This is a genomic window from Pseudomonas sp. NFACC16-2 (assembly GCF_900119205.1).
GTDB classification, from domain to species: Bacteria; Pseudomonadota; Gammaproteobacteria; order Pseudomonadales; family Pseudomonadaceae; genus Aquipseudomonas; species Aquipseudomonas fluorescens_Q.
Window position 1 is genome coordinate 133664 of record NZ_FPIX01000007.1, and the last position, 20320, is coordinate 153983.

The window sequence follows — 20320 nt, forward strand, 5'->3', positions numbered from 1 at the left end:
CCATCGCAAGCAAGCTCCCACAGGTCAAGTGACGCCAGGCTTAGACCGGCTGGCCTCGATCGATCTTGCTGCTGAGGATGATCGAGGTGGTGGTCTTCTCCACACCGTCCACGCTGCCGATCTGGTCCAGCAACTGGTCCAGCTGTTCCGGCGAGTCCGTGCGCAACCAGGCGACATAGTCGAACTCACCGCTGACCGCGCACAGTTGCTGTACCTGGGCCATGGCGCTCAAGCGTCGCAGCACGTCCTTGCCGGAGCGCGGCTGGACCTTGATGCCCACGTAAGCCTGCAAGCCGCCGTCAATCACCCGTTGGCCCAGGCGCACGCCATATCCGGTAATCACCTTGGTCTTTTCCAGGCGTGCCAGCCGCGAGGTCACGGTCGTGCGGGCGATACCCAGTTGCCGGGCGAGCATGGCGACGCTTTCCCTGGCGTTGATTTGCAGCGCCGCAATCAATTGCCGGTCGATTTCGTCGAGGACGGGAGGGCGAGTATCAGTCAAAGTGGGCTCCGGCGCAGGCATTCGATGGCGAGCATGTTACAGGCTCTCATGCGCGAAATAGTCGATGGCAGGCAAAGCCAGTGCGCGCCAGGCGCAGGCCCGGTGTACCTGTGAAGTCCTGAACCAGAGACCGTCCTGGCAAACCAACTGTTCGGCGGGCAACTGCAACAAGAGATCCAGTGAGAATGACTGCGCTGAGCCTGGGTCGTCATCGTCTTGCGCTTCCCAATCGCGCTCAAAGCAGCGTACATGCAGCTGTTCGTCGTCGAAGCTTTCAAACAGCGGCCGGTTGCCCAGCCACTGCGGATGCACTCGCAACGTGTGTTCCTCGACATCCAGGAGGAGCAATTGCCAGCCTCGATAACTGCCACACTGTTCTGTCACATCGGTTTCCATGCAGGTCAGGGCCAGGTAACGGCTATCGGTCGACCAGATCATCGACGGTGCCAGGTCAACCAACGCGCAGCCTGAGGCTGTCAGCAAATGGCCTCCGAGCCGGGGCGCCTGTGCACGCACCCAACTGTCGGCATATTCCGTCTCGCTGCCGAACAGCCAGGCGGCATCTTGATGGTCGGGGGCAGGCTGGATGAAGTCGCCGTCGGCGGTGGCCGCTTGCGGACGATCCACCAGGCGCCAGGGGGCAACGCTGTGCAGGTGTGAATCGCTCACCTGCAGCTCCACGGTGTTGTAGAACAGCCGGGATTGTTCGTCGGATTGAAAGAACGAAGGGACGCTATCGCTCTGCGGCGCGGGGATGTTGAAGCGTTGCAGTGCGCTGCTCTCCAGGTCTTGATCAAGACGTCCGGCAACCACTGCCAGGCTCAGCCGGCCGGCGCGGAAATCGAGCAGGCGCGCGACCCACATCGCGGGCCCCTGCAGCAGTTGTCGTTCCTTCATATCGGCAACCACCCCCTGGGTTGCGACCGTCGTGGCACCGTCGAAGGGCAGCAGGGCCAGGTAACGTCCGCAATCGGAGACCCGATGGTCCAACAACCAGCGGCCAGGTAATTGCCAGTCGCCGATCTGACAGCGATAACCGCCCAGCCCATCGGGATTATCGCCAAGCCAGGTCAACCGCGCGCGCACCCCGTCCTGCATCGGCTGCGTCTCGATGTACGAGTCACCGCGCTGGCCTTGGCTGTCCAACGGCATGGCGATGGTCATGCGGGTCAGCGCAAATTCGCCAACCTGCACGCGACCTTGGGCGTCGTGACCGATCTGGGTCTCGGTATCGCCGTGGATGCTGTCCAAGCGGTAGCCATAACGCCCGGAGCCCGGTCGCGGATAGTCAAGGTACGAGCCGATCTGCACATGGCTTGCGTCGAGACCCAGCAGCTCGTGCCAATAGAAGGACGGTTCTGCTTCGCACTTCACCCACGGCGAGGGCAGGGCGCGCCAGCCCAGGTCCAGCTGCCACAGCCAATACTGGTCGCCGTCTGCATGAGGGGTTTGTTCCTGGGCCAGACACACCAGGGCGCGTTGATCGCTGCTCCATACCAACGGCGCATCGGCCGCCATCAACAGGCCGGACGGTTGCCCGTTGACGCTGATGGCGTAGCGCGGTGAAACCAGCGGTTCCAGCGGCTGGGCCAGGTCGCGAAACGTCACGGGCAAGACAATGTCGCCCCGCAGGCAGCGCTGGCCGTCCGCCGAACGCCGCTCGAAGGTAGGTTGAACCTGCTCGGGATGCCAATCGGAGTCCAGCCACAGGTCGGCGAAGGCGACCAGGTGGGTAACGCTGGCCGTCTGGAGCAGCTCATCCAGTCGGATTTCGCGAACGCTGTCGTCCACCAGCGGGCTATGGCGCCCGCTCAACACGCCGAGATCAAAAGCGTCCAACTCCCAGAGTTCGCTGTCGGCACAGCGGTACACCTGGCGCTGTTGACGATCGAGGACGACCAGCCCCCAGTTCTGCCGGGACGGTACAGTCGCCGCAAAATAGCGCCCGTCGCGGGAGAACATGGACGAAGAGCCAAGGCCTTGCAGGAGCACGCCATCGGGAAACAGATAGTCGCAATAAGTGGGGCCGCCCATGGCGATTTCACTGTGGTTGAACACCCGGATCGGCTCCCCTTCAGGCGTCAGTTGCGGCTCGCTTCCACCCCAGGCACTGGCGCCTTTGCCGGAAACGGGCACCAAGCCCAGGCGCCGCTCCCAGATGCTGACACACGCCAGCCCGACACCGATGCTGGCAATGGCCGCCAGGATGCCCCACCACTCAGGCAAGGCCCGACCCACACTGAAACCCAGGCCGAACACGGCGCCGACGATCAACCTGCCACAGACTCGCCCGGCCGACAGAAAACCGAATCGCGCGGCAAGCCCCATCAGCAGGCCGAAGAACAACACCGCCAACAAAGCCAATGGGGGAGGCAATATCGTGACGAAAAAAGCCGGCACCAGCAGGATGCCGAGTTGCCAGAACAGTTCAAGAAACAGTCGGGAGAGGCTGGGGCTGGCGATGATGGGGATCTCGCTTGAGGAAGGTTGAACGGGCCTCGCCCGTCGTTAATTCCCCAGAGTATTACTTCCAGGTGAGTCGAGGAACAAGGAAAGGGGGCGGCCAGTTGCCAAAGTTGCTATCGCGGTCAAGCAACGGAGAGCTTTTGAAGTCGATTCGGGGACGGATGTTCCGGTGAAAGGTGAGCACGTTAACTTCGAGGGCATATCTGCTTTGATTTTTTGGGAAGTTAGGTATACGTTACATTTAATCTTATTTGTCTTGTATACATAACATGGATTATTCCCTCATCCTCATGCGTCTGGGCGAGCAGGTTCGCAAGCGCCGCCGCAATCGCGGCCTGACCCAGGCCAATCTCGCTACCTTGGCAGGTGTCACTCGGCAGAAGGTCATTGCCATCGAAAAGGGTGACCCGTCGGTGGGGATGCTTGCCTATGCACGAGTCCTGGGGGCCCTGGATTGTGAGTTCGCCGTGGTACCGGCTGCGATGCCTACGCTTGAGGAAATCCAGGGAGTGTTCGACTGATGACGACCTTGCTACGGGTAGCAACACCTGAAGGTGATAGCGGGAGGATCCTCTCCAGCACTGGAGACTACCTGTTTCGTTATCGCGAAGATGCTGATGCACAGGCGGCAATCAGTTTATTGATGCCTGTGCGTCTGGATGAATACCGTCATCGAGAGCTGCACCCGATCTTCCAGATGAATCTGCCCGAAGGTTACGTCTTGGAGCAGCTACGCAACCGTCTGGCCAAGGTGACGAACGTCGACCCCATGCTGCTGCTTGCACTGTCTGGCAGTAGCTCGCCTATCGGGCGGGTGGAGGTGAGTTCACCGGAGGTCGATGCGCTTCTACTACGCCAACAATTTCCTGGAGAACGGCTGGAGGAAATCCTGGCCTGGGATGGTGCGCAGGACATTTTTGCCGACTTGGTGGATCGTTACGTTCTGCGTGCCGGGATATCGGGCGTGCAGCCCAAGGTGCTCGTTCCAGAGCGTCAGGATGGTGCTGCGCAACGGTTTACCTCGAAAACCTCCGACCTGATTATCAAGAGCGGCCGGGACGAATTTCCGGGGCTGGCGATCAATGAGTTCCTCTGCATGTCTGTAGCCAGGGAGGCCGGGATCAAGGTGCCGGAGTTCTACCTTTCCGATAATTCCAAGCTGTTCGTTATGCGTCGCTTCGATCGAGACGAGCAGCTCAACCCCATCGGCTTCGAGGACATGGCCGCATTGATGGGGCTTGCTGCGGGGCAAAAGTACAGCAAGAGCTATTCAGCCATTGCCAAAGCCATCCGTCTGTTCTGCCCGTCTGAGCAAGTGCAGGACTCCCTGGCCCATTTATTTGCCATCGTGGCCTTGAGTTGCATCGTCGGCAATGGTGACGCCCATCTGAAGAACTTCGGGCTGCTCTATTCCGACCCTACCCAGCGCGACGCGCGGTTGGCGCCTGCCTACGACATCGTCAACACCACGGCCTATATTCCAAGAGATGTATTGGCCCTTGATCTGGTCGGCAACAAGTCGCTATTTGCCTCGCGACAGGGCCTGTTGGACTTCGCTCGGGTATGTGATGTTGTCCGGCCAGAAGAAGTAATCCGCAAACAGTTGCAAGCACTGGAACAAGTGCTGGCCCGCTCGACTGAACTTTGTGAACAGGCACCGAATGTGGTCGCAGCCATCAGGCAGTGTGCTGAGCCATTTATGAAGACCTTCGCCTAGGGCGCAAGAGTCAACAGGCTCAAGAACGCAAAAGCCGCGCAATGCGCGGCTTTTTGTATGGTGGGCCCACACGGACTCGAACCGTGGACCAAAGGATTATGAGTCCTCTGCTCTAACCAACTGAGCTATAGGCCCTCAGTAGGTCGCGGATTATAACGACGGTTTCTCGGCTGTGCTATCCGAAAAATCCGATACGCGCACACGAAGAAACGTTGCGGCGAACTCCTCGGCGCACAGGGGCAGGCTGACGATGTAGCCCTGGATCTGTTCGCAACCTTCCTCGGTCAGGAATTGCTGTTGGGCCAGGGTTTCGACGCCCTCGGCGATGATGGTGAATTGCATGCTGCGGCCCAGGGCGATGATTGCCCGTACGATGGCCGCGTCGTGGGGATCGTCGGGCAGGCCGCGGACGAAGGATTGGTCGATCTTGAGGATGTCCAGTGGCAGGCGCTTGAGGTAGCTCAGGGAGGAATAGCCCGTGCCGAAGTCGTCGATGGCCAATTGCACGCCGAGTTTTTTCAGCTGGTGCAGCACTGTCAGGGCCTCTTCGGCCTGGCTCATGATGAAGTTTTCGGTAATTTCCAGTTGCAATAAGCCGGGTTCGAGCCGGTGCTCTCGCAGCAGTTGTTCGATACGCCCCAGTAGATTGGGTTGACGCAGCTGGGCTCCGGCCAGATTGACCGAAAGGGGGCCGAGGCTGTCGTAGGCGTCATTCCATTCACACAGCTGCCGGCAGGCGCGCTCCAGTACCCAGTCGCCGATTTGCAGGATCATGCCGTTTTCTTCCGCCAGGGGGATGAAGTGTTCCGGCGGCACGTCGCCAAACGTGGGGTGCGTCCAGCGGATCAATGCTTCGGCACCTACCAGGTGGTTGTCGACGAGGCTGATTTTGGGTTGGAAGGACAATGACAACTCGTTGCGTTCAATCGCCCGTCGTAGCTCATGTTCCAAGGCCACTCGTTCGCTGGCCTGGGCGGTGAGGTCGCGGGTATAGCTTTCCACCCGGTTGCGTCCCTTGGCCTTGGAGCGGTACATCGCCGCGTCGGCATTCTTCACCAGCGTGGCGACGTCGCAGCCGTCCTGCGGGTAGAGGCTGGTACCGATGCTGGCACTGATGAAGAACTCGTGCTCGCCGGCCTGGAACGGAGCGGCAAAGCAGTTCAACAGTTTTTGGGCGATGTGCTCCGCATCGCTGGGCTGTTGCAGGCCCGGCAGCAGGATAATGAACTCGTCGCCGCCCAGGCGCGCCACGGTGTCGATGTCGCGCAACTGCTCGCGCAAGCGCACGGCAATGCCCTTGAGCAACAGGTCGCCGACCGGGTGTCCGAGGCTGTCATTGATGTGCTTGAAGCGGTCCAGGTCCAGGAACAGCACGGCACCCTGGCTACCGTTTTCCTGCTGGCCATTGAGAGCTGCCTGCAAGCGGCTTTCGAACAGCGTGCGATTCGGCAGGCCTGTCAGCGGGTCGTGGTGGGCCTGGTAGTCGAGGCGGGCCTGGGCGTGTTTGAGGCTGGAGATATCGGCGAAGACCGCGACGAAATGGGTGATCTGTCGGTCCCGATTGCGCACCGCGCTGATGGTCAGCCAACTGGGGTACAGCTCGCCGTTCTTGCGTCGGTTGGAGATCTCTCCTTGCCAGTGCCCTTCGGCCGTCAACTGATGCCACATCGCGGCGTAAAACGCGCTGTCGTGCAGGCCGGAAGCCAACAACCGGGGCGTATGGCCCAAGGCTTCGGTTTCGCTGTAGCCGGTGATTTCGGTGAAGGCTCGGTTTACCGCGCTGATGTGTTGTTGCGTATCGGTGATCAGCACGCCTTCGGCAGTGCTTTCGAACACGGTGGCGGCCTGTTGCAGTTTCTCCTGCATGAGATGGCGTTCGGTGATGTCCCGGGCGATGGTCAGCATGCAGTCTTCGTTGCCGATGGGCAGCGGGCGACTGGAGACTTCGCAGAGCCGGATCTGCCCGTCGTTGCGACGGATGTGGCAACTGAAGTCCCTGACGAAGCCGTCCCGCTTCAGCAGGTCGAGCATCTGCTTTCGCTCGTTGAGGTTGACCCAGATGCCCAGGTCCAGGGTAGAGCGGTCCACCGACAGGGCACTGTTGAAACCGGTAATGCGACTGAAGCCTTCGTTGACTTCGATCAGCAGGCCGTCGCTTTGCCGGGACAGCAGCAGGCCATCGGGCGAGGCGTGGAACGCCTTGGCAAACTTCTCTTCGGATGTCTGCAATTGCTGCTGGGTTTCCTTGAGCTGGCTGATGTCCCGCACCACCACGACCAGGGCTGGCGTCGTGTCGAGGTCGAAGGGCTCGGCGGAGATCAGCCCGGTGAACACCTGGCCATTGCTACGGCGGAAGGGCATTTCCAGGTTGCGAATGCTACCGGCCTGCAAGCGCTGCAACAGGCCCGGCCCCACGCCCTGGATGCCCCAGATATTCAGTTCGGTTGCGCTGTGTCCCACCACCTCGGCGGCGCTCAGGCCGATCTGCTCTTCGAAGGCCTTGTTGACCTCCAGCAGGCAACCGTCCAATAACCGTGCAATCACCAGGATGTCCGGGCACTGGCGGAACACCGAGGCAAATTTCTGCTCCGAAAGGCGCAGGGCTTCTTCGGTGCGCTTGGCTTCGCTGATGTCGATCATTAGCCCACGCATTACCGGTTCGTGCCCGTGTTCGATCAGGCTGACAATATCGCGCACCCACAGGCAACGGCCATCGGCAGTGATCACACGATAATCGATGCAGTGGTCGCGACCGGCCAGCACTTCATGATCGCAATAGGTCTGGGCACGGATCAGGTCGGCGGGATGAATGATGTTGCGCCAGAAGCCCGGTATCAGCCAATGGGAAAGGGGATAGCCCAGCAAGTCTTCTGCGTGGGGCGAAACGTAGCTGTAAGTGAAGTCGCTGACCCTTGCCTCCCAGGCGATGGCCGACAGGCTCTCCACCAGCCCACGGTAATGGTATTCACTGCTGCGCAGCTCCTGTTCCAGCTCGACCCGCCGGGCGATTTCCGAGCTGAGTCGGCGGTTGATGCGAATCACCACTGCCAGTATGCCGACCAGGAGCAGCAACGCAGGCAGGCCGTAAAGCAGCAAGTCTGACCAGAGCTGGCGGTAGTCGTGCACATTGCCGACCCACTTCTGCTGGATCTCGGCAACTTCGGCGGGGCTCATGTCCGCCATGACCTTGTCCAGGATGCCCACCAATATCTTGTTGTCTCGAGGGACGGCCATTGCCAACTGATAGCGATACGGCGTTTCCCCGCTGACATAAAGGCCTTCGAGCTTGAGTTGACGCAGGCTCCAGACGCTGGAGGCCAGATCGCCCACTACCGCGTCCACCTCGTCGGTCGCCAGGGCTTGCAGGGCTGAACTGACGTTGGGCAGCGCCACGAGGTTCAGGTCGGGGTGGTGGTTGCGCAGCAATTCATGGGGGGCATAGTTCTCCACCACGGCTATTTTCAGCCCGTACAGTTCCTTGAGGTTGTGCGGCTGGGCGCCACCGCGGTGGGCCAGGATGACGATGGGGAAATCCAGGTAAGGGCGGGTAAATGCCAGGTAGTTCTGACGCTCCGGTGTAGACATGATGCCCGGCAAAAGGTCTATCTTGCCCTGTGCGACCTGCTCCAGCACGGCGGTCCAACTGACCGGCTCGATGGGTGTGAGCTTGATGGCCAGCCGTTCACGAATGATGTCGACGTAGTCGGCGGCCAAGCCCTGATAGCGGCCCTGGTCGTCACGAAACTCAAACGGCGGCCATGAGGCATCGACACCCAGGCGCAGGTCGGGGTGGTCCTTGAGCCAGCGGAGCTCCTCGTCGGTGAGCGTCAACGCGCCAGCTGTTGCGGTCCAGGTCATCAATGACAGCAAAAGCGCGGCCGTCAGTCTGGGCATCACTGTCTCGTCATGGCTTGGTGAGGATGATTCGAGTGTAGACGGGCAACAGGGTGCTGAGGAGCGTAGCGAAGGGGATTTTATCTGTGCATAGCAAAACCCCCGGCAGGGCCGGGGGTTTTGAAGGTCACTCGTCGAGGAAGGAGCGCAGATGCTCGCTTCGCGTCGGGTGGCGCAGTTTGCGCAACGCCTTGGCTTCGATCTGACGAATCCGCTCACGGGTTACATCGAACTGCTTACCGACTTCCTCAAGGGTGTGGTCGGTATTCATGTCGATGCCGAAGCGCATGCGCAGTACCTTGGCTTCACGGGCAGTGAGGCCGGAGAGTACTTCGCGAGTCGCTTCCTTGAGACTCTCGACAGTGGCGACATCGATCGGAGACTGCATGGTGGAGTCTTCGATGAAGTCACCCAGATGGGAGTCTTCGTCATCACCGATCGGGGTTTCCATGGAGATCGGCTCTTTGGCGATCTTCAATACCTTGCGGATCTTGTCCTCGGGCATTTCCATGCGTTCGCCCAGCTCTTCCGGCGTCGGTTCGCGACCCATTTCCTGCAGCATCTGCCGGGAAATACGGTTGAGCTTGTTGATCGTCTCGATCATGTGCACCGGGATACGGATGGTGCGGGCCTGGTCGGCGATCGAGCGAGTGATCGCCTGACGGATCCACCAGGTGGCATAAGTCGAGAACTTGTAGCCGCGACGGTATTCGAACTTGTCCACCGCCTTCATCAGGCCGATGTTGCCTTCCTGGATCAGGTCGAGGAATTGCAGGCCGCGGTTGGTGTACTTCTTGGCGATGGAGATCACCAGACGCAAGTTCGCTTCGACCATCTCTTTCTTCGCGCGACGGGCCTTGGCCTCGCCGATCGACATGCGACGGTTGATGTCCTTGATCTCGGCGATGCTCAGGCCAGTCTCGGCCTCCAGCGCACTGAGCTTCTGCTGGCAGCGAACGATGTCCGGTTGCAAGCGAGCAATGGCTTCAGCGTATTTGCTCTTGCCCTTGGCCAGCGCATCGGTCCAGCTTTCGTCGACTTCGTTGCCAGGGAACTGGCGCAGGAAATCGGCACGCGGCATGCGGGCATCACGCACGCAAAGCTGCATGATCGCGCGCTCTTGCTGGCGCAAGCGATCCAGGGCGCTGCGAACACGTTCGACCAGGCCTTCGAATTGCTTGGGTACCAGCTTGATCGGCATGAACAGCTCGGCCAGTGCCAACAGCTCGGCAATCGCCTGCTTGTTGTTGCGGCCGTGCTTTTTCAGCGCCTTGCGGGTGATTTCCATCTGGTCGGCCACAGCGCCGAAACGCTGTGCTGCGATGATCGGATCTGGACCGCTTTCGGCTTCTTCCTCGTCGTCGCTCGCTTCGGCGTCGTCGTCATCGGTGTCGTCGTCGGCCTTGACGGCTTTCGCGTCGATCGGTGGCGGCACTTCGGCGGCAGGCGGCGCAATGCCGTCGTCCGGATCGATATAACCGCTCAAGACGTCGGACAGGCGGCCACCTTCGGTGGTGACGCGGGTGTACTCGGAGAGAATATGGTCAACCGTGCCAGGGAAGTGCGCGATAGCGCCCATCACTTCACGGATGCCTTCTTCAATACGCTTGGCGATTTCGATTTCGCCTTCACGTGTGAGGAGCTCTACCGTACCCATTTCACGCATGTACATGCGCACGGGGTCCGTGGTGCGACCAATGTCGGTCTCGACCGCTGCCAACGCTGCGGCCGCTTCTTCAGCGGCCGCCTCGTCGGTATCGGCGTCGGCCAGCATAAGGGCATCCTTATCTGGAGCAACCTCGAATACGTTGATCCCCATGTCGTTGATCATGCGGATGATGTCTTCCACCTGTTCCGGATCTGAAATATCCTCCGGCAGGTGGTCGTTGACCTCCGCGTAAGTCAGGTAGCCCTGCTCACGACCCAATAGGATCAACTCTTTGATACGAGACTGCTGTTGCGCTTTTCCGGACATAACACCCTATCCACTGAAGGTCTTGGCGGGCAAAAAACAAGCCGAGGATTATACCTGAGCTGTGACCTCACGCGCCAGTTGAGGTCGGGTTTGATGCGCAAACATTGCGGCTGAGTAAGTCGCGCAATTGGTTTTTCTCTTCGCTGGTCAACTCGCTCTGGCGAGCTTTTCGCAGAAGTTGTTCCAGGTTTCGCTCGCGTTGGCGGGCGGACAAGCTAGTAATGGTGTCGAAAAACTGTTGTTCAAGGTTGTCTCCCTCAATCAGCCATTCCTTCTCGGCCAGGGCCTTCAACAGGCGCCCCTGCTCGGTGCCGTGCCACCGTGCAATCAACTGGAAAGAGTTTAGCTTGGGGTTCTTCTGCACGGCTTCAAGGAGTGCGACCAGCAATTGCGTATTGCTGTGGTCCTCGGCGGCGAAGTGCCCGGCGTCCTCTACTTTTTCCGCCAGTTGCGGGTGATGCAGCAAGGTGCGCAAGGCGGCCAGTGTTGGTGGTTCGACGGCGGCCGGCACGCGCGGGGCACGTGGCTGGTCGCGATCGCCGCGCTTGCCGTTCTTGTCCCAGGGTTTCTTGTCCCATTTCTTGCCGCCACTGCCGGGTTTTTTCGGTGTCCATTCCTGCTGGGGGGCGTAATCCTGCTGAGGTTGATGATAGTCGGCGAAATCCGGCATCGCGTCGTAATCGATGCCCGGGTCATAAGCTGGTGGCGCCTCCTGGGGGGCGCTGTGCACCAGTTGATTGACCGCTTCACTGTTCAGGCCGGTGATCTCGCTCAGGCGCTGGCGCATGAGTGTGCGCAGGTTGGCGCCGGGCACCTTGTCGATCAACGGTGCCGCGAGGGTGGCCATGTGGGCCTTGCCTTCGAGGGAGCGTGGATCGGCTTCTTCGGTCAATTGCTGGAAAAAATAGTCGGCCAACGGCTGTGCGTGCTGGTTGATCCGCGCACGGAACGCATCGGTGCCTTCGGAGCGCACCAGTGTGTCCGGGTCCTCGCCCTCGGGCAGGAACAGGAAGCGTGCCCGCCGGCCGTCCTGCAGGCACGGCAAGGTCGCTTCCAGTGCGCGCCAGGCAGCATTGCGACCGGCCTGGTCGCCGTCGAAGCAGAACAGCACGTTGGGCACGACGCGAAACAGGCGCTTCATGTGCTCTTCGCTGGTGGCCGTGCCCAGGGTCGCCACAGCGTTGCGCAGGCCTTGTTGGGCCAGGGCAATAACGTCCATGTAGCCTTCGACGACAATGATTTCATCGAGGTTGCGGTTGTTCTTGCGTGCTTCGTACAGGCCATAGAGTTCCTGGCCCTTATGGAACACCGGGGTTTCCGGGGAGTTTAGGTATTTCGGCTTGTCGTCGCCCAGCACCCTGCCACCAAAGGCGATGATCCGTCCGCGCGTGTCGCGGATCGGAAACATGACCCGGTCGCGGAAGCGGTCGTAGCGCTTGCCGGTTTCGGCATTTTCAATCAGCAGGCCGGCGTCGATCATGGCGCGCTGTTGCAGCGTATCGCTGCTTAGGTGCTTGTACAGGTTGTCCCAGCCGGGCGGGGCGAAGCCGAGGCCGAAGTCCCGGGCGATTTCGCCGGTCAGGCCGCGGCCCTTGAGATAATCCACCGCAGCCTTGCGTGCCGGATGGCTTTTGAGGGCCTGGCGATAAAAATCCGCCGCCGCCGTCAGCAGTGGGTAAAGCGGAGAATCGGTCGGTTGGCGTGGCTTGTGCTGTCGACCGCTTTCCTCCCGGGGTATTTCCATGCCGGCGGCTTTGGCCAGTTCTTCGACGGCCTGGGGGAAGTCCAGGTTGTCGTGGTCCATGATGAAGCCGAGGGCATTGCCGCCAGCGCCGCAGCCGAAGCAATAGTAGAACTGCTTGTCGGGGCTGACGCTGAAAGAAGGCGTTTTTTCTTTATGGAACGGGCAGCAGGCCGTGTAGTTCTTGCCCGCTTTCTTCATTTGCAGGCGAGAGCTGACCACGTCGACGATGTCGGTGCGGTTCAGGAGGTCGTCAATAAAGCTCTGGGGAATCAGCCCGGCCATGGCGTTCTCATCATCACTGCGCGAAATATGGACCCGAAATCGGCAGGCGTAACCGAGTCTGGGTTTGAGGCACGCTAAATCGGTGGCTCGACCGGGTCGTCTGCATCATCGCTGTCGGGAAGTGTATCTGCCGATAATCCACTGACGTTAATAACTATCAGTATTCGACTGTTTGAATGTGTTGCGCTGAGTCCGGTAACGGCTGTTCAGGCCTCGGATAGCTCATGAAGCGGACACGCAGGCAGGTGCCTTGGGCTGATCGTCGTTAGAGGAATCAGGGTGTGCTCGTCGGTAGCCTTGGAAGGCTCGTCAGGAAAGACGTGCACCGCTGGCAAAAGAGCCAGGTCTGACGCGGTGAAGCAGGTTGTCTATGTCGCGTCTGCGACATTTGACAGTGAAGCATCAAGCGTTATTCCGCAAATGCCATAAGCCCGGCTTGAAGGCCGGGCTTGGCAGAAGCTTGCTACGGACGTCTGTGTATTAGTACAGACGTACGGCGCGGCGCTGTTCGCGCTGAACTTTCTTGGCGTGACGCTTAACAGCGGCTGCTGCCTTGCGCTTACGCTCAGAAGTCGGCTTCTCGTAGAATTCGCGGCTACGAACTTCAGCCAGAACACCGGCTTTTTCGCAGGAGCGCTTGAAACGACGCAGAGCTACGTCGAAGGGTTCGTTCTCTTTTACTTTGACGGCTGGCATCCAGAGCTACCTTCATTCATTACCGGGGTCAACATCCTCGCGGCAAAAGAGCACTTGAAGACGTCGGTTTTTAAGGGTTGCGGATGTTAACCCCTCAACGCTCGGAATGCAAAGCCTCTGATCGAAAACCGCTGGTCGGGGCACAACGCGGCGACTATTATGCGCGCCTTCGAATTCAGCCTCTACAAGGCGCAAACCCATGCTAGTACTGGGATTAGAAACCTCCTGCGACGAAACCGGTGTCGCACTTTACGACAGTGAACGTGGCCTGCTGGCCGATGCGCTGTTCAGCCAGATCGACCTGCACCGTGCCTACGGCGGGGTGGTGCCTGAGCTTGCCTCCCGCGATCACGTCAAGCGCATGCTGCCCTTGATCCGTCAGGTCCTGGCCGAAGCCAGCTGCGTGCCGACCGAGATCGACGGCATCGCCTACACCGCCGGCCCGGGCCTGGTGGGCGCGTTGCTGGTGGGCGCCTCCTGTGCCCAGGCGCTGGCCTTTGCCTGGGGGATTCCGGCCTTGGGCGTGCATCACATGGAAGGTCATCTGCTGGCGCCGATGCTGGAGTCGCAACCGCCGCAATTTCCGTTCGTCGCTTTGTTGGTATCGGGCGGCCATACGCAGCTCATTCGAGTCGATGGCATCGGCCAATACGAGTTGCTCGGCGAGACGCTCGATGATGCTGCCGGCGAAGCGTTCGACAAAACTGCAAAAATGATGGGCCTCAATTATCCCGGTGGGCCGGAAATTTCCCGGCTTGCGACGCAAGGGGTCGATGGGCGTTTCGTGTTCCCGCGGCCGATGTGCGACCGTCCCGGCCTGGATTTCAGTTTCAGCGGGTTGAAGACCTTCGCCCTGAACACTTGGCAGCAGTGCGTCAGCGCCGGGGACGACAGTGAACAAGCCCGTTGCGACATCTCGCTGGCGTTCCAGCAGGCCGTGGTGGAGACTTTGACCATCAAGTGCAAGCGTGCCCTCAAGCAGGCCGGGCTCAAGCGCCTGGTCATCGCGGGCGGCGTGAGCGCGAACAAGGCCTTGCGGACATCGCTGGAGAAAATGCTCGGCGACATGAAGGGCGACGTTTACTACGCCCGGCCGGAGTTCTGTACCGATAACGGCGCGATGATTGCCTTTGCCGGTTGCCAGCGCTTGCAGGCCGGCCAGCACGAAAGCCTGGCGATCAGCGTACAGGCGCGCTGGCCGATGGAGCAGTTGGCGCCCCTGTGAAGCGTCATTTAAAAATGCCGTTCGCGCCCGGCGAACAGGTCGCGTAGATTGCCCCGGTGACGCCAGACGATCAGCGCAACCAGCGCGGTCATCGGTAGCAAGGCCGCCGGTTCCTGCCAGGCCAGCAACGGCAGGGTCAGCGGCGTGGCGATCAGCGCGGCCAGGGAACTGGTGCGGGTCAGGTAGAACGTCAGCAGCCAGGCACAGACAGCCAGCAGGGCGGCGGGCGGGTACAAACCCAGCAACATGCCGGCGGCGGTGGCGACACCCTTGCCGCCACGAAAGCGAAAGTACAGCGGGAATAGATGGCCGATGACGGCGCAGACGCCAATCCAGGCCTGTTGCTGCAACGAGAGCCCTGCGAGGCTGGCGATCAATACCGGGACAAGGCCTTTGCAGAGGTCGCCCAGCAGGGTCAGGATGGCGAGTTTGCGTCCGGCCAGGCGCAGCATGTTGGTGGCGCCGGCATTGCCTGAGCCACTCATTCGCGGATCCGGGCGACCGGTCAGGCGGCTGAGCAAAATGGCGAAGGACAGCGAGCCGAGCAGGTAGGCGAGAATCGCCAGTAACCAAAACATGCTAACTATTCCGGGCGAGGACGCCCTGATTCTAACGGCGCATTGCGCCCTTGTCGTGCTGCGGAGAAGAGTGCTTGGACAGAGTGTTTATCGAGGGCCTGGAAGTCGACACGGTAATCGGGGCCTACGACTGGGAGCGAGGCATCCGGCAGTGCCTGCGGCTTGACCTGAGCTTCGCCTGGGACAACCGTCCGGCCGCTGCTGGCGACGACCTGACCCTGGCGCTCGACTATGCCAGCGTGTCGTCGCGCATCCAGGCATTTGCCGAACAGGCGCAGTTCCAATTGGTCGAGACCTTTGCCGAGCGACTGGCCCAGGAGCTCATGGATGAGTTCAAGATCACCTGGCTGCGTCTGAAATTAACCAAGCCTGGCGCCGTACCGGCGGCCAGCGGCGTTGGTGTGGAGATCGAGCGCGGATGTCGCTGACTCAGGTTTTTCTCGGGCTCGGCAGCAATATCGAGCGCGAAGCCCATCTGTGCGCCGGTCTTGAAGCCCTGGCCGGTTTCCTGGTGGACATCCGCTGTTCGGCCGTGTTCGAGAGCCAGCCGGTGGGTATCAAGAGCGGGCCATTCTTCAATTTCGTCGTCTCGGCCTTCACGGATCTGCCGCTGATGGAGCTGGATCGTCGTCTCAAGTTCATCGAGGCGGACAACGGTCGCTATGCGCCGGACCGCAAGGGGCTGCCGCTGGATATCGACGTGTTGTTGTATGGCGAACAGGTCGGCAACTTCGATGGGTTGATCTTGCCGCGCGCGGAAATCCTCAAGAACGCCTTCGTCCTATGGCCTTTGTCGTTGATTGCGCCGGACCGGATTCATCCCGGTGTAGGCAAAAGCTTCGCTACCTTGTGGGATGAGTCGCAGATTGATCAGGTACTGGCGCCAGTGGCGTTCGAATGGCGTGGCCAGCCGCTCACGCCTTCGAATCTGCTGTGAGGCGCCTGCCGCCATCGCGAGCCTGCTCGCGATGGCGGCGTTACATCCGGCCGGAATGCGAACTGACCTGAAAACGCCCGTCAGCTCGCCGCCTCCTTATAGGCCTTCAACGCCTTGAGCCGCTCGCGCTTGATCGCCTCACCCAGCTCCGGTCCCTTGAAGCCTTTCTCCAGCAAGGGCTGCACCGCCACTGCGCGGGCTGCTGCCGCTGCGCCGCGCAAATAATCAGCCTGTGGATAACTTCTGTCTTCAAGCCCTTTGCGCCCCCGCGCATCCATCTCACAGGCTGCGATGAATTCCTCGAAGCGCTGAGGTCGACGGTACACATCGAAACTCTGCAGCAGCTCAAGCAAAGTGGACGCCTTGAGTTCAAGCGCGCGATGACCATGGGTGTGGTATTGGCCTACCAGTAACGCCAATTCCTGGCAGTCGCGAGGCGCCTTGAAGCGCTCGTTGACCGCTTTGATCAGCTTCAACCCCGTGTGCTCATGGGCGATGTGTCGCGGCCATTCGTGTTGGGGCGTCAGGCCTTTGCCCAGGTCATGGAGCAGGCAGGCCCAGCGGACTGTCAGTGGTTGTTGGTGCAGGGCGGCTTGTTCCAGCACGCTCAGGGTATGGACGCCGGTGTCGATTTCCGGGTGATGGGCTTCAGGCTGGGGTACGCCAAACAGCGCATCGACCTCTGGCATCAGGACCTTGAGGGCCGTGCAGTCGCGCAAGACCTGGATAAATACCTGCGGCTGTTTTTCCATGAGGGCGCGGGAAATTTCTTTCCAACTGCGCTCGGCCGTCAGTGCTTCCAGCTCGCCGGACTCGCTGAGTTGGCGCATCAGTTCAAGGGTTTCGCCTGCCACCTTGAAACCCAGCGGGGCATAACGCGCGGCGAAGCGGGCAACCCGCAGGACTCGGAGCGGATCTTCGGCGAAAGCGGGGGAAACGTGGCGTAGCACCCGGGCTTCCAGGTCGCGCTGGCCGTGGTACGGATCGGTCAGGTTGCCGTGGTCATCCTCGGCCATGGCGTTGATCGTCAGGTCCCGGCGAACCAGATCCTCTTCCAGGGTCACTTCAGGGCTGGCATGGAACACGAAGCCGCCATAGCCTCGGCCGCTCTTGCGTTCGGTGCGGGCGAGGGCGTATTCCTCGCCGCTCTTTGGGTCTAGGAATACCGGAAAATCGGCTCCCACCGGGCGAAACCCCTTGGCGAGCATTTCCTCGGCGGTGGCACCCACCACGACCCGATCGATGTCGGTGACGGGAATGCCTAGCAGGCGGTCGCGAACGGCGCCGCCGACTTTATAGATCTGCATAAAAAACCTCCGTTGGTCCGACAGGATAACCTTTGCGTCGGACGTCCGGAGGCGAAAACGGAATCAAAGATGAATGACGGCCAGGTCCAGGCGACCGTAGTCTCCTTCGGCTTGTTCGCCTCTTGGGGGGACGTGATGGGTTTTCATCACCTGGTCGCCTTGCAGGGTTTCCAAGTGGATGTCGAAACCCCAGAGGCGATGCAGGTGCTTGAGCACTTCGTCGGTGGAGTCGCCCAGTGGTTTGCGGTTGTGTGCCTGGTGCCGCAGGGTCAGCGAGCGATCCCCGCGGCGGTCAATGCCGTAGATCTGCACATTGGGTTCGCGATTGCCCAGATTGTACTGCGCCGCCAGGGTTTCGCGAATGATGCGGTAGCCGCTCTCATCGTGAATGGCAGGTACCAGCAGGTCATCTTTCTGATCGTCATCGAGGATGCTGAACAGTTTCAGGTCGCGGATCACCTTGGGCGAGAGGTACTGCAGGATGAAACTTTCATCCTTGAAGCTGCTCATGGCGAATTTAATGGCGGACAACCAGTCCGAGCCGGCAATTTCCGGGAACCAGCGACGATCTTCCTCGGTGGGGTTTTCGCACATGCGCCGGATGTCGCGGTACATGGCGAAACCCAGTGCGTAAGGGTTGATACCGCTGTAGTACGGGCTGTCGAAACCAGGCTGGAACACCACGCTGGTGTGGGACGTCAGGAACTCCATCATGAAGCCGTCTGTGACCAGGCCCTCGTCATACAGGTCGTTCATCAGCGTGTAGTGCCAGAACGTGGCCCAGCCCTCGTTCATGACCTGGGTTTGGCGCTGTGGATAGAAGTACTGGGCGATCTTGCGCACGATGCGCACGATTTCCCGCTGCCACGGCTCCAGCAGCGGCGCATGTTTTTCAATGAAATAGAGAATGTTCTCCTGGGGCTCGGCAGGGAACCGGGCATTGTCTTTTTCGTTGTACTTGTCTGCACCTTTGGGAATGGTGCGCCACAGATCGTTGATCTGTTTTTGCAGGTGCTCTTCGCGATCCTTCTGGCGCCGACGTTCTTCTTCGGCGGAAATCGGATACGGCCGCTTGTAGCGGTCCACGCCGTAGTTCATCAGGGCGTGGCAGGAGTCCAGCAGGTCCTCCACCGCGTCGATACCATGGCGCTCCTCGCATTGCATGATGTACTGCTTGGCGAACACCAGGTAATCGATGATCGAGCTGGCATCGGTCCAGGTGCGGAACAGGTAGTTGCCCTTGAAGAAGCTGTTGTGCCCATAGCAGGCATGCGCCACCACCAGGGCCTGCATGCAGATGGTGTTTTCTTCCATCAGGTAGGCGATGCAAGGATCGGAGTTGATGACGATCTCATAGGCCAACCCCATCTGGCCCCGGCTGTAGGATTTCTCGGTACTGAGGAAGTGCTTGCCGTAGGACCAGTGGTGATAGCCCAGCGGCATGCCGACCGACGCGTAGGCGTCCATCATCTGCTCGGCGGTGATCACTTCGATCTGGTTCGGGTAGGTGTCGAGGGCATAACGGTCCGCGATACGGCTGATTTCGCGGTCGTAGGCCTTGATCAGCTCGAATGTCCATTCGGAGCCGGTGGAAATAGGCTGGCGCTTCTGCTCTTTTTTGGCGGTCATGTCACTAACCTGCGCTGGAAGAGTTCACGGAAGACCGGGTAGATATCCCCGGCCGAGACCAATTGCTGTTGGGCAAATGTGTCGGAAAAAGCTTCGGCAATCCGTTCGTATTCGTACCACAAGGCCTGGTGTTCGCGTGGAGTAATTTCCACGTAGGTGTAGTACTGGACGAACGGCATGATCTGGTTGATCAGGATGTCACGGCAGATCGGTGAATCGTCGTTCCAGTTGTCACCGTCCGACGCCTGGGCCGCATAGATGTTCCATTCGTTGGCGGGGTAGCGCTCGGCCATGATTTCCTGCATCAGCTTCAGGGCGCTGGAGACGATGGTGCCGCCGGTTTCCCTGGAATAGAAGAATTCCTCTTCATCCACTTCCCGGGCGCTGGTGTGATGGCGGATGAACACTACATCGATCTTGTCGTAGTTCCGTTTCAGGAACAGGTACAGCAAGATGAAGAAGCGCTTGGCGATGTCCTTGGTGGCTTGGGTCATAGAGCCGGAGACGTCCATCAGGCAGAACATCACCGCCTTGGAGCTGGGGTTTGGCTGTTTCACCAGCAGGTTGTACTTGAGGTCGAACGTGTCGAGGAACGGTACGCGATGGATGCGGGCGCTGAGTTTCTCGATTTCCGCTTCAAGGTCCTGAATGTCGCCAAAATTGTCGGGTTCTTCGCGTTTCAGGCGGGCCAGTTCTTCCTTCACCTCGCGTAGTTTTGCCCGGCTGCTGCCCGACAGCGCGATACGCCGGGCGTGGGCTGAGCGAAGGGTGCGGATGATGTTGATGCGTGATGGATTGCCTTCGTTACTGATACCGGCACGCACGGTCTTGAAGGTGTCGGTGCCGGTCAGGTGACGCTTGACCAGGTTCGGCAGCTCCAGGTCTTCGAACATGAACTCCAGGAATTCCTCCTGGGTGATCTGGAACACGAACTCATCCATGCCTTCGCCGGAGTTGCCGGCCTTGCCGGGGCCCTTGCCGCCGCCTCCGCCCTGGGGACGGGGGATGTGCTCGCCACTGGTGAATTCCTTGTTGCCGGGGTGCACGACGGTCTGTTTGCCACCGCGACCATGGTGAAGCACCGGCTCGTCGATGTCGCGACCGGGGATACTGATCTGTTCGCCGTGTTCCATGTCGGTAATGGAACGCCGGCTGACCGCCTCTTCGACGGCCTTCTTGATGTGGTCACGGTAACGCCGCAGAAACCGCTGGCGGTTCACCGTGCTCTTGTTCTTGCCATTAAGGCGTCGGTCGATCACATAGCTCATAGGCCCCTCCAGAGGAGCTTCAAGTCGTAAGCTTCAAGCTGCAAGGGGCGTGGCGTCGAGCCATGGGCTCAACGCCGGTCCCTTACAGGCTGTAGCTAGA

General features: G+C 60.2%; 15 protein-coding genes and 1 tRNA gene. 5 read left to right on the forward strand and 11 right to left on the reverse strand.

Translation table 11 applies throughout. The features are described 5' to 3' along the window. Positions 1-40 precede the first annotated feature (40 nt). Positions 41-502, reverse strand: a complete 462-nt coding sequence (locus BT116_RS08875) for an Lrp/AsnC family transcriptional regulator (RefSeq protein ID WP_018607342.1) — start codon at positions 500-502, stop codon at positions 41-43. 36 nt (positions 503-538) lie between these two features. Further along, positions 539-2902 carry a hypothetical protein gene (locus BT116_RS08880; protein ID WP_305883130.1) on the reverse strand — a complete coding sequence of 788 codons (2364 nt, stop codon included), beginning with the start codon at positions 2900-2902 and terminating at the stop codon, positions 539-541. Between the two features lie 335 nt (positions 2903-3237). Here BT116_RS08880 and BT116_RS08885 point away from each other — a divergent pair, with 335 nt between their 5' ends. Together BT116_RS08885 and BT116_RS08890 are read left to right on the forward strand one after the other, a co-directional pair. Then, on the forward strand, positions 3238-3489 hold the full coding sequence (locus BT116_RS08885; RefSeq protein ID WP_170845954.1) for a helix-turn-helix transcriptional regulator: 252 nt from the start codon (positions 3238-3240) through the stop codon (positions 3487-3489). After that, entirely contained in the window at positions 3489-4685 is a 1197-nt protein-coding gene (locus BT116_RS08890; protein WP_072342436.1) for a type II toxin-antitoxin system HipA family toxin, read from the forward strand. Before BT116_RS08885 ends, BT116_RS08890 begins: the two co-directional genes overlap by 1 nt. A 58-nt stretch (positions 4686-4743) precedes the next feature. Here BT116_RS08890 and BT116_RS08895 read toward each other — a convergent pair. The 5 genes from BT116_RS08895 to rpsU all read right to left on the reverse strand — a co-directional run bounded on the left by BT116_RS08895 (position 4744) and on the right by rpsU (position 13276). Then, positions 4744-4820: transfer RNA gene (locus BT116_RS08895), tRNA-Ile, on the reverse strand. 15 nt (positions 4821-4835) lie between these two features. Beyond that, positions 4836-8579 carry a bifunctional diguanylate cyclase/phosphodiesterase gene (locus tag BT116_RS08900; protein ID WP_072342438.1) on the reverse strand — a complete coding sequence of 1248 codons (3744 nt, stop codon included), beginning with the start codon at positions 8577-8579 and terminating at the stop codon, positions 4836-4838. 127 nt (positions 8580-8706) lie between these two features. Further along, positions 8707-10554, reverse strand: a complete 1848-nt coding sequence (rpoD, locus tag BT116_RS08905) for an RNA polymerase sigma factor RpoD (RefSeq protein WP_063324103.1) — start codon at positions 10552-10554, stop codon at positions 8707-8709. 67 nt (positions 10555-10621) lie between these two features. After that, positions 10622-12580: a DNA primase gene (dnaG, locus tag BT116_RS08910; protein ID WP_072342441.1), complete on the reverse strand. Its 1959-nt coding sequence runs from the start codon at positions 12578-12580 to the stop codon at positions 10622-10624. A 480-nt stretch (positions 12581-13060) separates the two neighbouring features. Continuing rightward, entirely contained in the window at positions 13061-13276 is a 216-nt protein-coding gene (gene rpsU / locus BT116_RS08915) for a 30S ribosomal protein S21 (RefSeq protein ID WP_002551877.1), read from the reverse strand. A gap of 199 nt (positions 13277-13475) precedes the next feature. Between rpsU and tsaD the strand changes: the two genes are divergently transcribed. Continuing rightward, complete coding sequence (gene tsaD / locus BT116_RS08920) at positions 13476-14501, forward strand: tRNA (adenosine(37)-N6)-threonylcarbamoyltransferase complex transferase subunit TsaD (protein ID WP_072342444.1); 1026 nt, start codon at positions 13476-13478, stop codon at positions 14499-14501. An 8-nt stretch (positions 14502-14509) separates the two neighbouring features. On the opposite strand, the gene plsY is transcribed toward tsaD, so the two are convergent. Beyond that, on the reverse strand, positions 14510-15079 hold the full coding sequence (plsY, locus tag BT116_RS08925; RefSeq protein ID WP_003206189.1) for a glycerol-3-phosphate 1-O-acyltransferase PlsY: 570 nt from the start codon (positions 15077-15079) through the stop codon (positions 14510-14512). 74 nt (positions 15080-15153) lie between these two features. Here plsY and folB point away from each other — a divergent pair, with 74 nt between their 5' ends. Both folB and folK read left to right on the forward strand, forming a co-directional pair. After that, entirely contained in the window at positions 15154-15507 is a 354-nt protein-coding gene (folB, locus tag BT116_RS08930) for a dihydroneopterin aldolase (protein WP_003206187.1), read from the forward strand. Then, positions 15498-16016 (forward strand): 2-amino-4-hydroxy-6-hydroxymethyldihydropteridine diphosphokinase, encoded by a 519-nt coding sequence (gene folK / locus BT116_RS08935; RefSeq protein WP_072342446.1) that lies wholly within the window; start codon positions 15498-15500, stop codon positions 16014-16016. The genes folB and folK overlap by 10 nt, the downstream gene beginning before the upstream one ends. Positions 16017-16096: 80 nt before the next feature. Here the strand turns inward: folK and BT116_RS08940 are convergent, their stop codons facing one another. The 3 genes from BT116_RS08940 to BT116_RS08950 all read right to left on the reverse strand — a co-directional run bounded on the left by BT116_RS08940 (position 16097) and on the right by BT116_RS08950 (position 20220). After that, positions 16097-17323: a multifunctional CCA addition/repair protein gene (locus tag BT116_RS08940; RefSeq protein ID WP_072342449.1), complete on the reverse strand. Its 1227-nt coding sequence runs from the start codon at positions 17321-17323 to the stop codon at positions 16097-16099. 63 nt (positions 17324-17386) lie between these two features. Further along, the gene (locus BT116_RS08945) at positions 17387-18952 is read right to left on the reverse strand and encodes a SpoVR family protein (protein WP_072342452.1); all 1566 of its coding nucleotides are present in this window, start codon (positions 18950-18952) and stop codon (positions 17387-17389) included. After that, a complete protein-coding gene (locus BT116_RS08950) occupies positions 18949-20220 on the reverse strand; it encodes a YeaH/YhbH family protein (RefSeq protein WP_072342454.1) in 1272 nt (423 codons plus the stop codon). Before BT116_RS08950 ends, BT116_RS08945 begins: the two co-directional genes overlap by 4 nt. Between the last annotated feature and the right edge of the window lie 100 nt (positions 20221-20320).

What these genes read in the sequence shown, in the direction of transcription:
- BT116_RS08885 (WP_170845954.1), top strand. Translation starts at nt 3,238, where the DNA reads ATGGATTATTCCCTCATCCTCATGCGTCTGGGCGAGCAGGTTCGCAAG.
- BT116_RS08890 (WP_072342436.1), top strand. Translation starts at nt 3,489, where the DNA reads ATGACGACCTTGCTACGGGTAGCAACACCTGAAGGTGATAGCGGGAGG.
- BT116_RS08900 (WP_072342438.1), bottom strand. Translation starts at nt 8,579, where the DNA reads ATGCCCAGACTGACGGCCGCGCTTTTGCTGTCATTGATGACCTGGACC.
- rpoD (WP_063324103.1), bottom strand. Translation starts at nt 10,554, where the DNA reads ATGTCCGGAAAAGCGCAACAGCAGTCTCGTATCAAAGAGTTGATCCTA.
- dnaG (WP_072342441.1), bottom strand. Translation starts at nt 12,580, where the DNA reads ATGGCCGGGCTGATTCCCCAGAGCTTTATTGACGACCTCCTGAACCGC.
- rpsU (WP_002551877.1), bottom strand. Translation starts at nt 13,276, where the DNA reads ATGCCAGCCGTCAAAGTAAAAGAGAACGAACCCTTCGACGTAGCTCTG.
- tsaD (WP_072342444.1), top strand. Translation starts at nt 13,476, where the DNA reads ATGCTAGTACTGGGATTAGAAACCTCCTGCGACGAAACCGGTGTCGCA.
- plsY (WP_003206189.1), bottom strand. Translation starts at nt 15,079, where the DNA reads ATGTTTTGGTTACTGGCGATTCTCGCCTACCTGCTCGGCTCGCTGTCC.
- folK (WP_072342446.1), top strand. Translation starts at nt 15,498, where the DNA reads ATGTCGCTGACTCAGGTTTTTCTCGGGCTCGGCAGCAATATCGAGCGC.
- BT116_RS08940 (WP_072342449.1), bottom strand. Translation starts at nt 17,323, where the DNA reads ATGCAGATCTATAAAGTCGGCGGCGCCGTTCGCGACCGCCTGCTAGGC.
- BT116_RS08945 (WP_072342452.1), bottom strand. Translation starts at nt 18,952, where the DNA reads ATGACCGCCAAAAAAGAGCAGAAGCGCCAGCCTATTTCCACCGGCTCC.
- BT116_RS08950 (WP_072342454.1), bottom strand. Translation starts at nt 20,220, where the DNA reads ATGAGCTATGTGATCGACCGACGCCTTAATGGCAAGAACAAGAGCACG.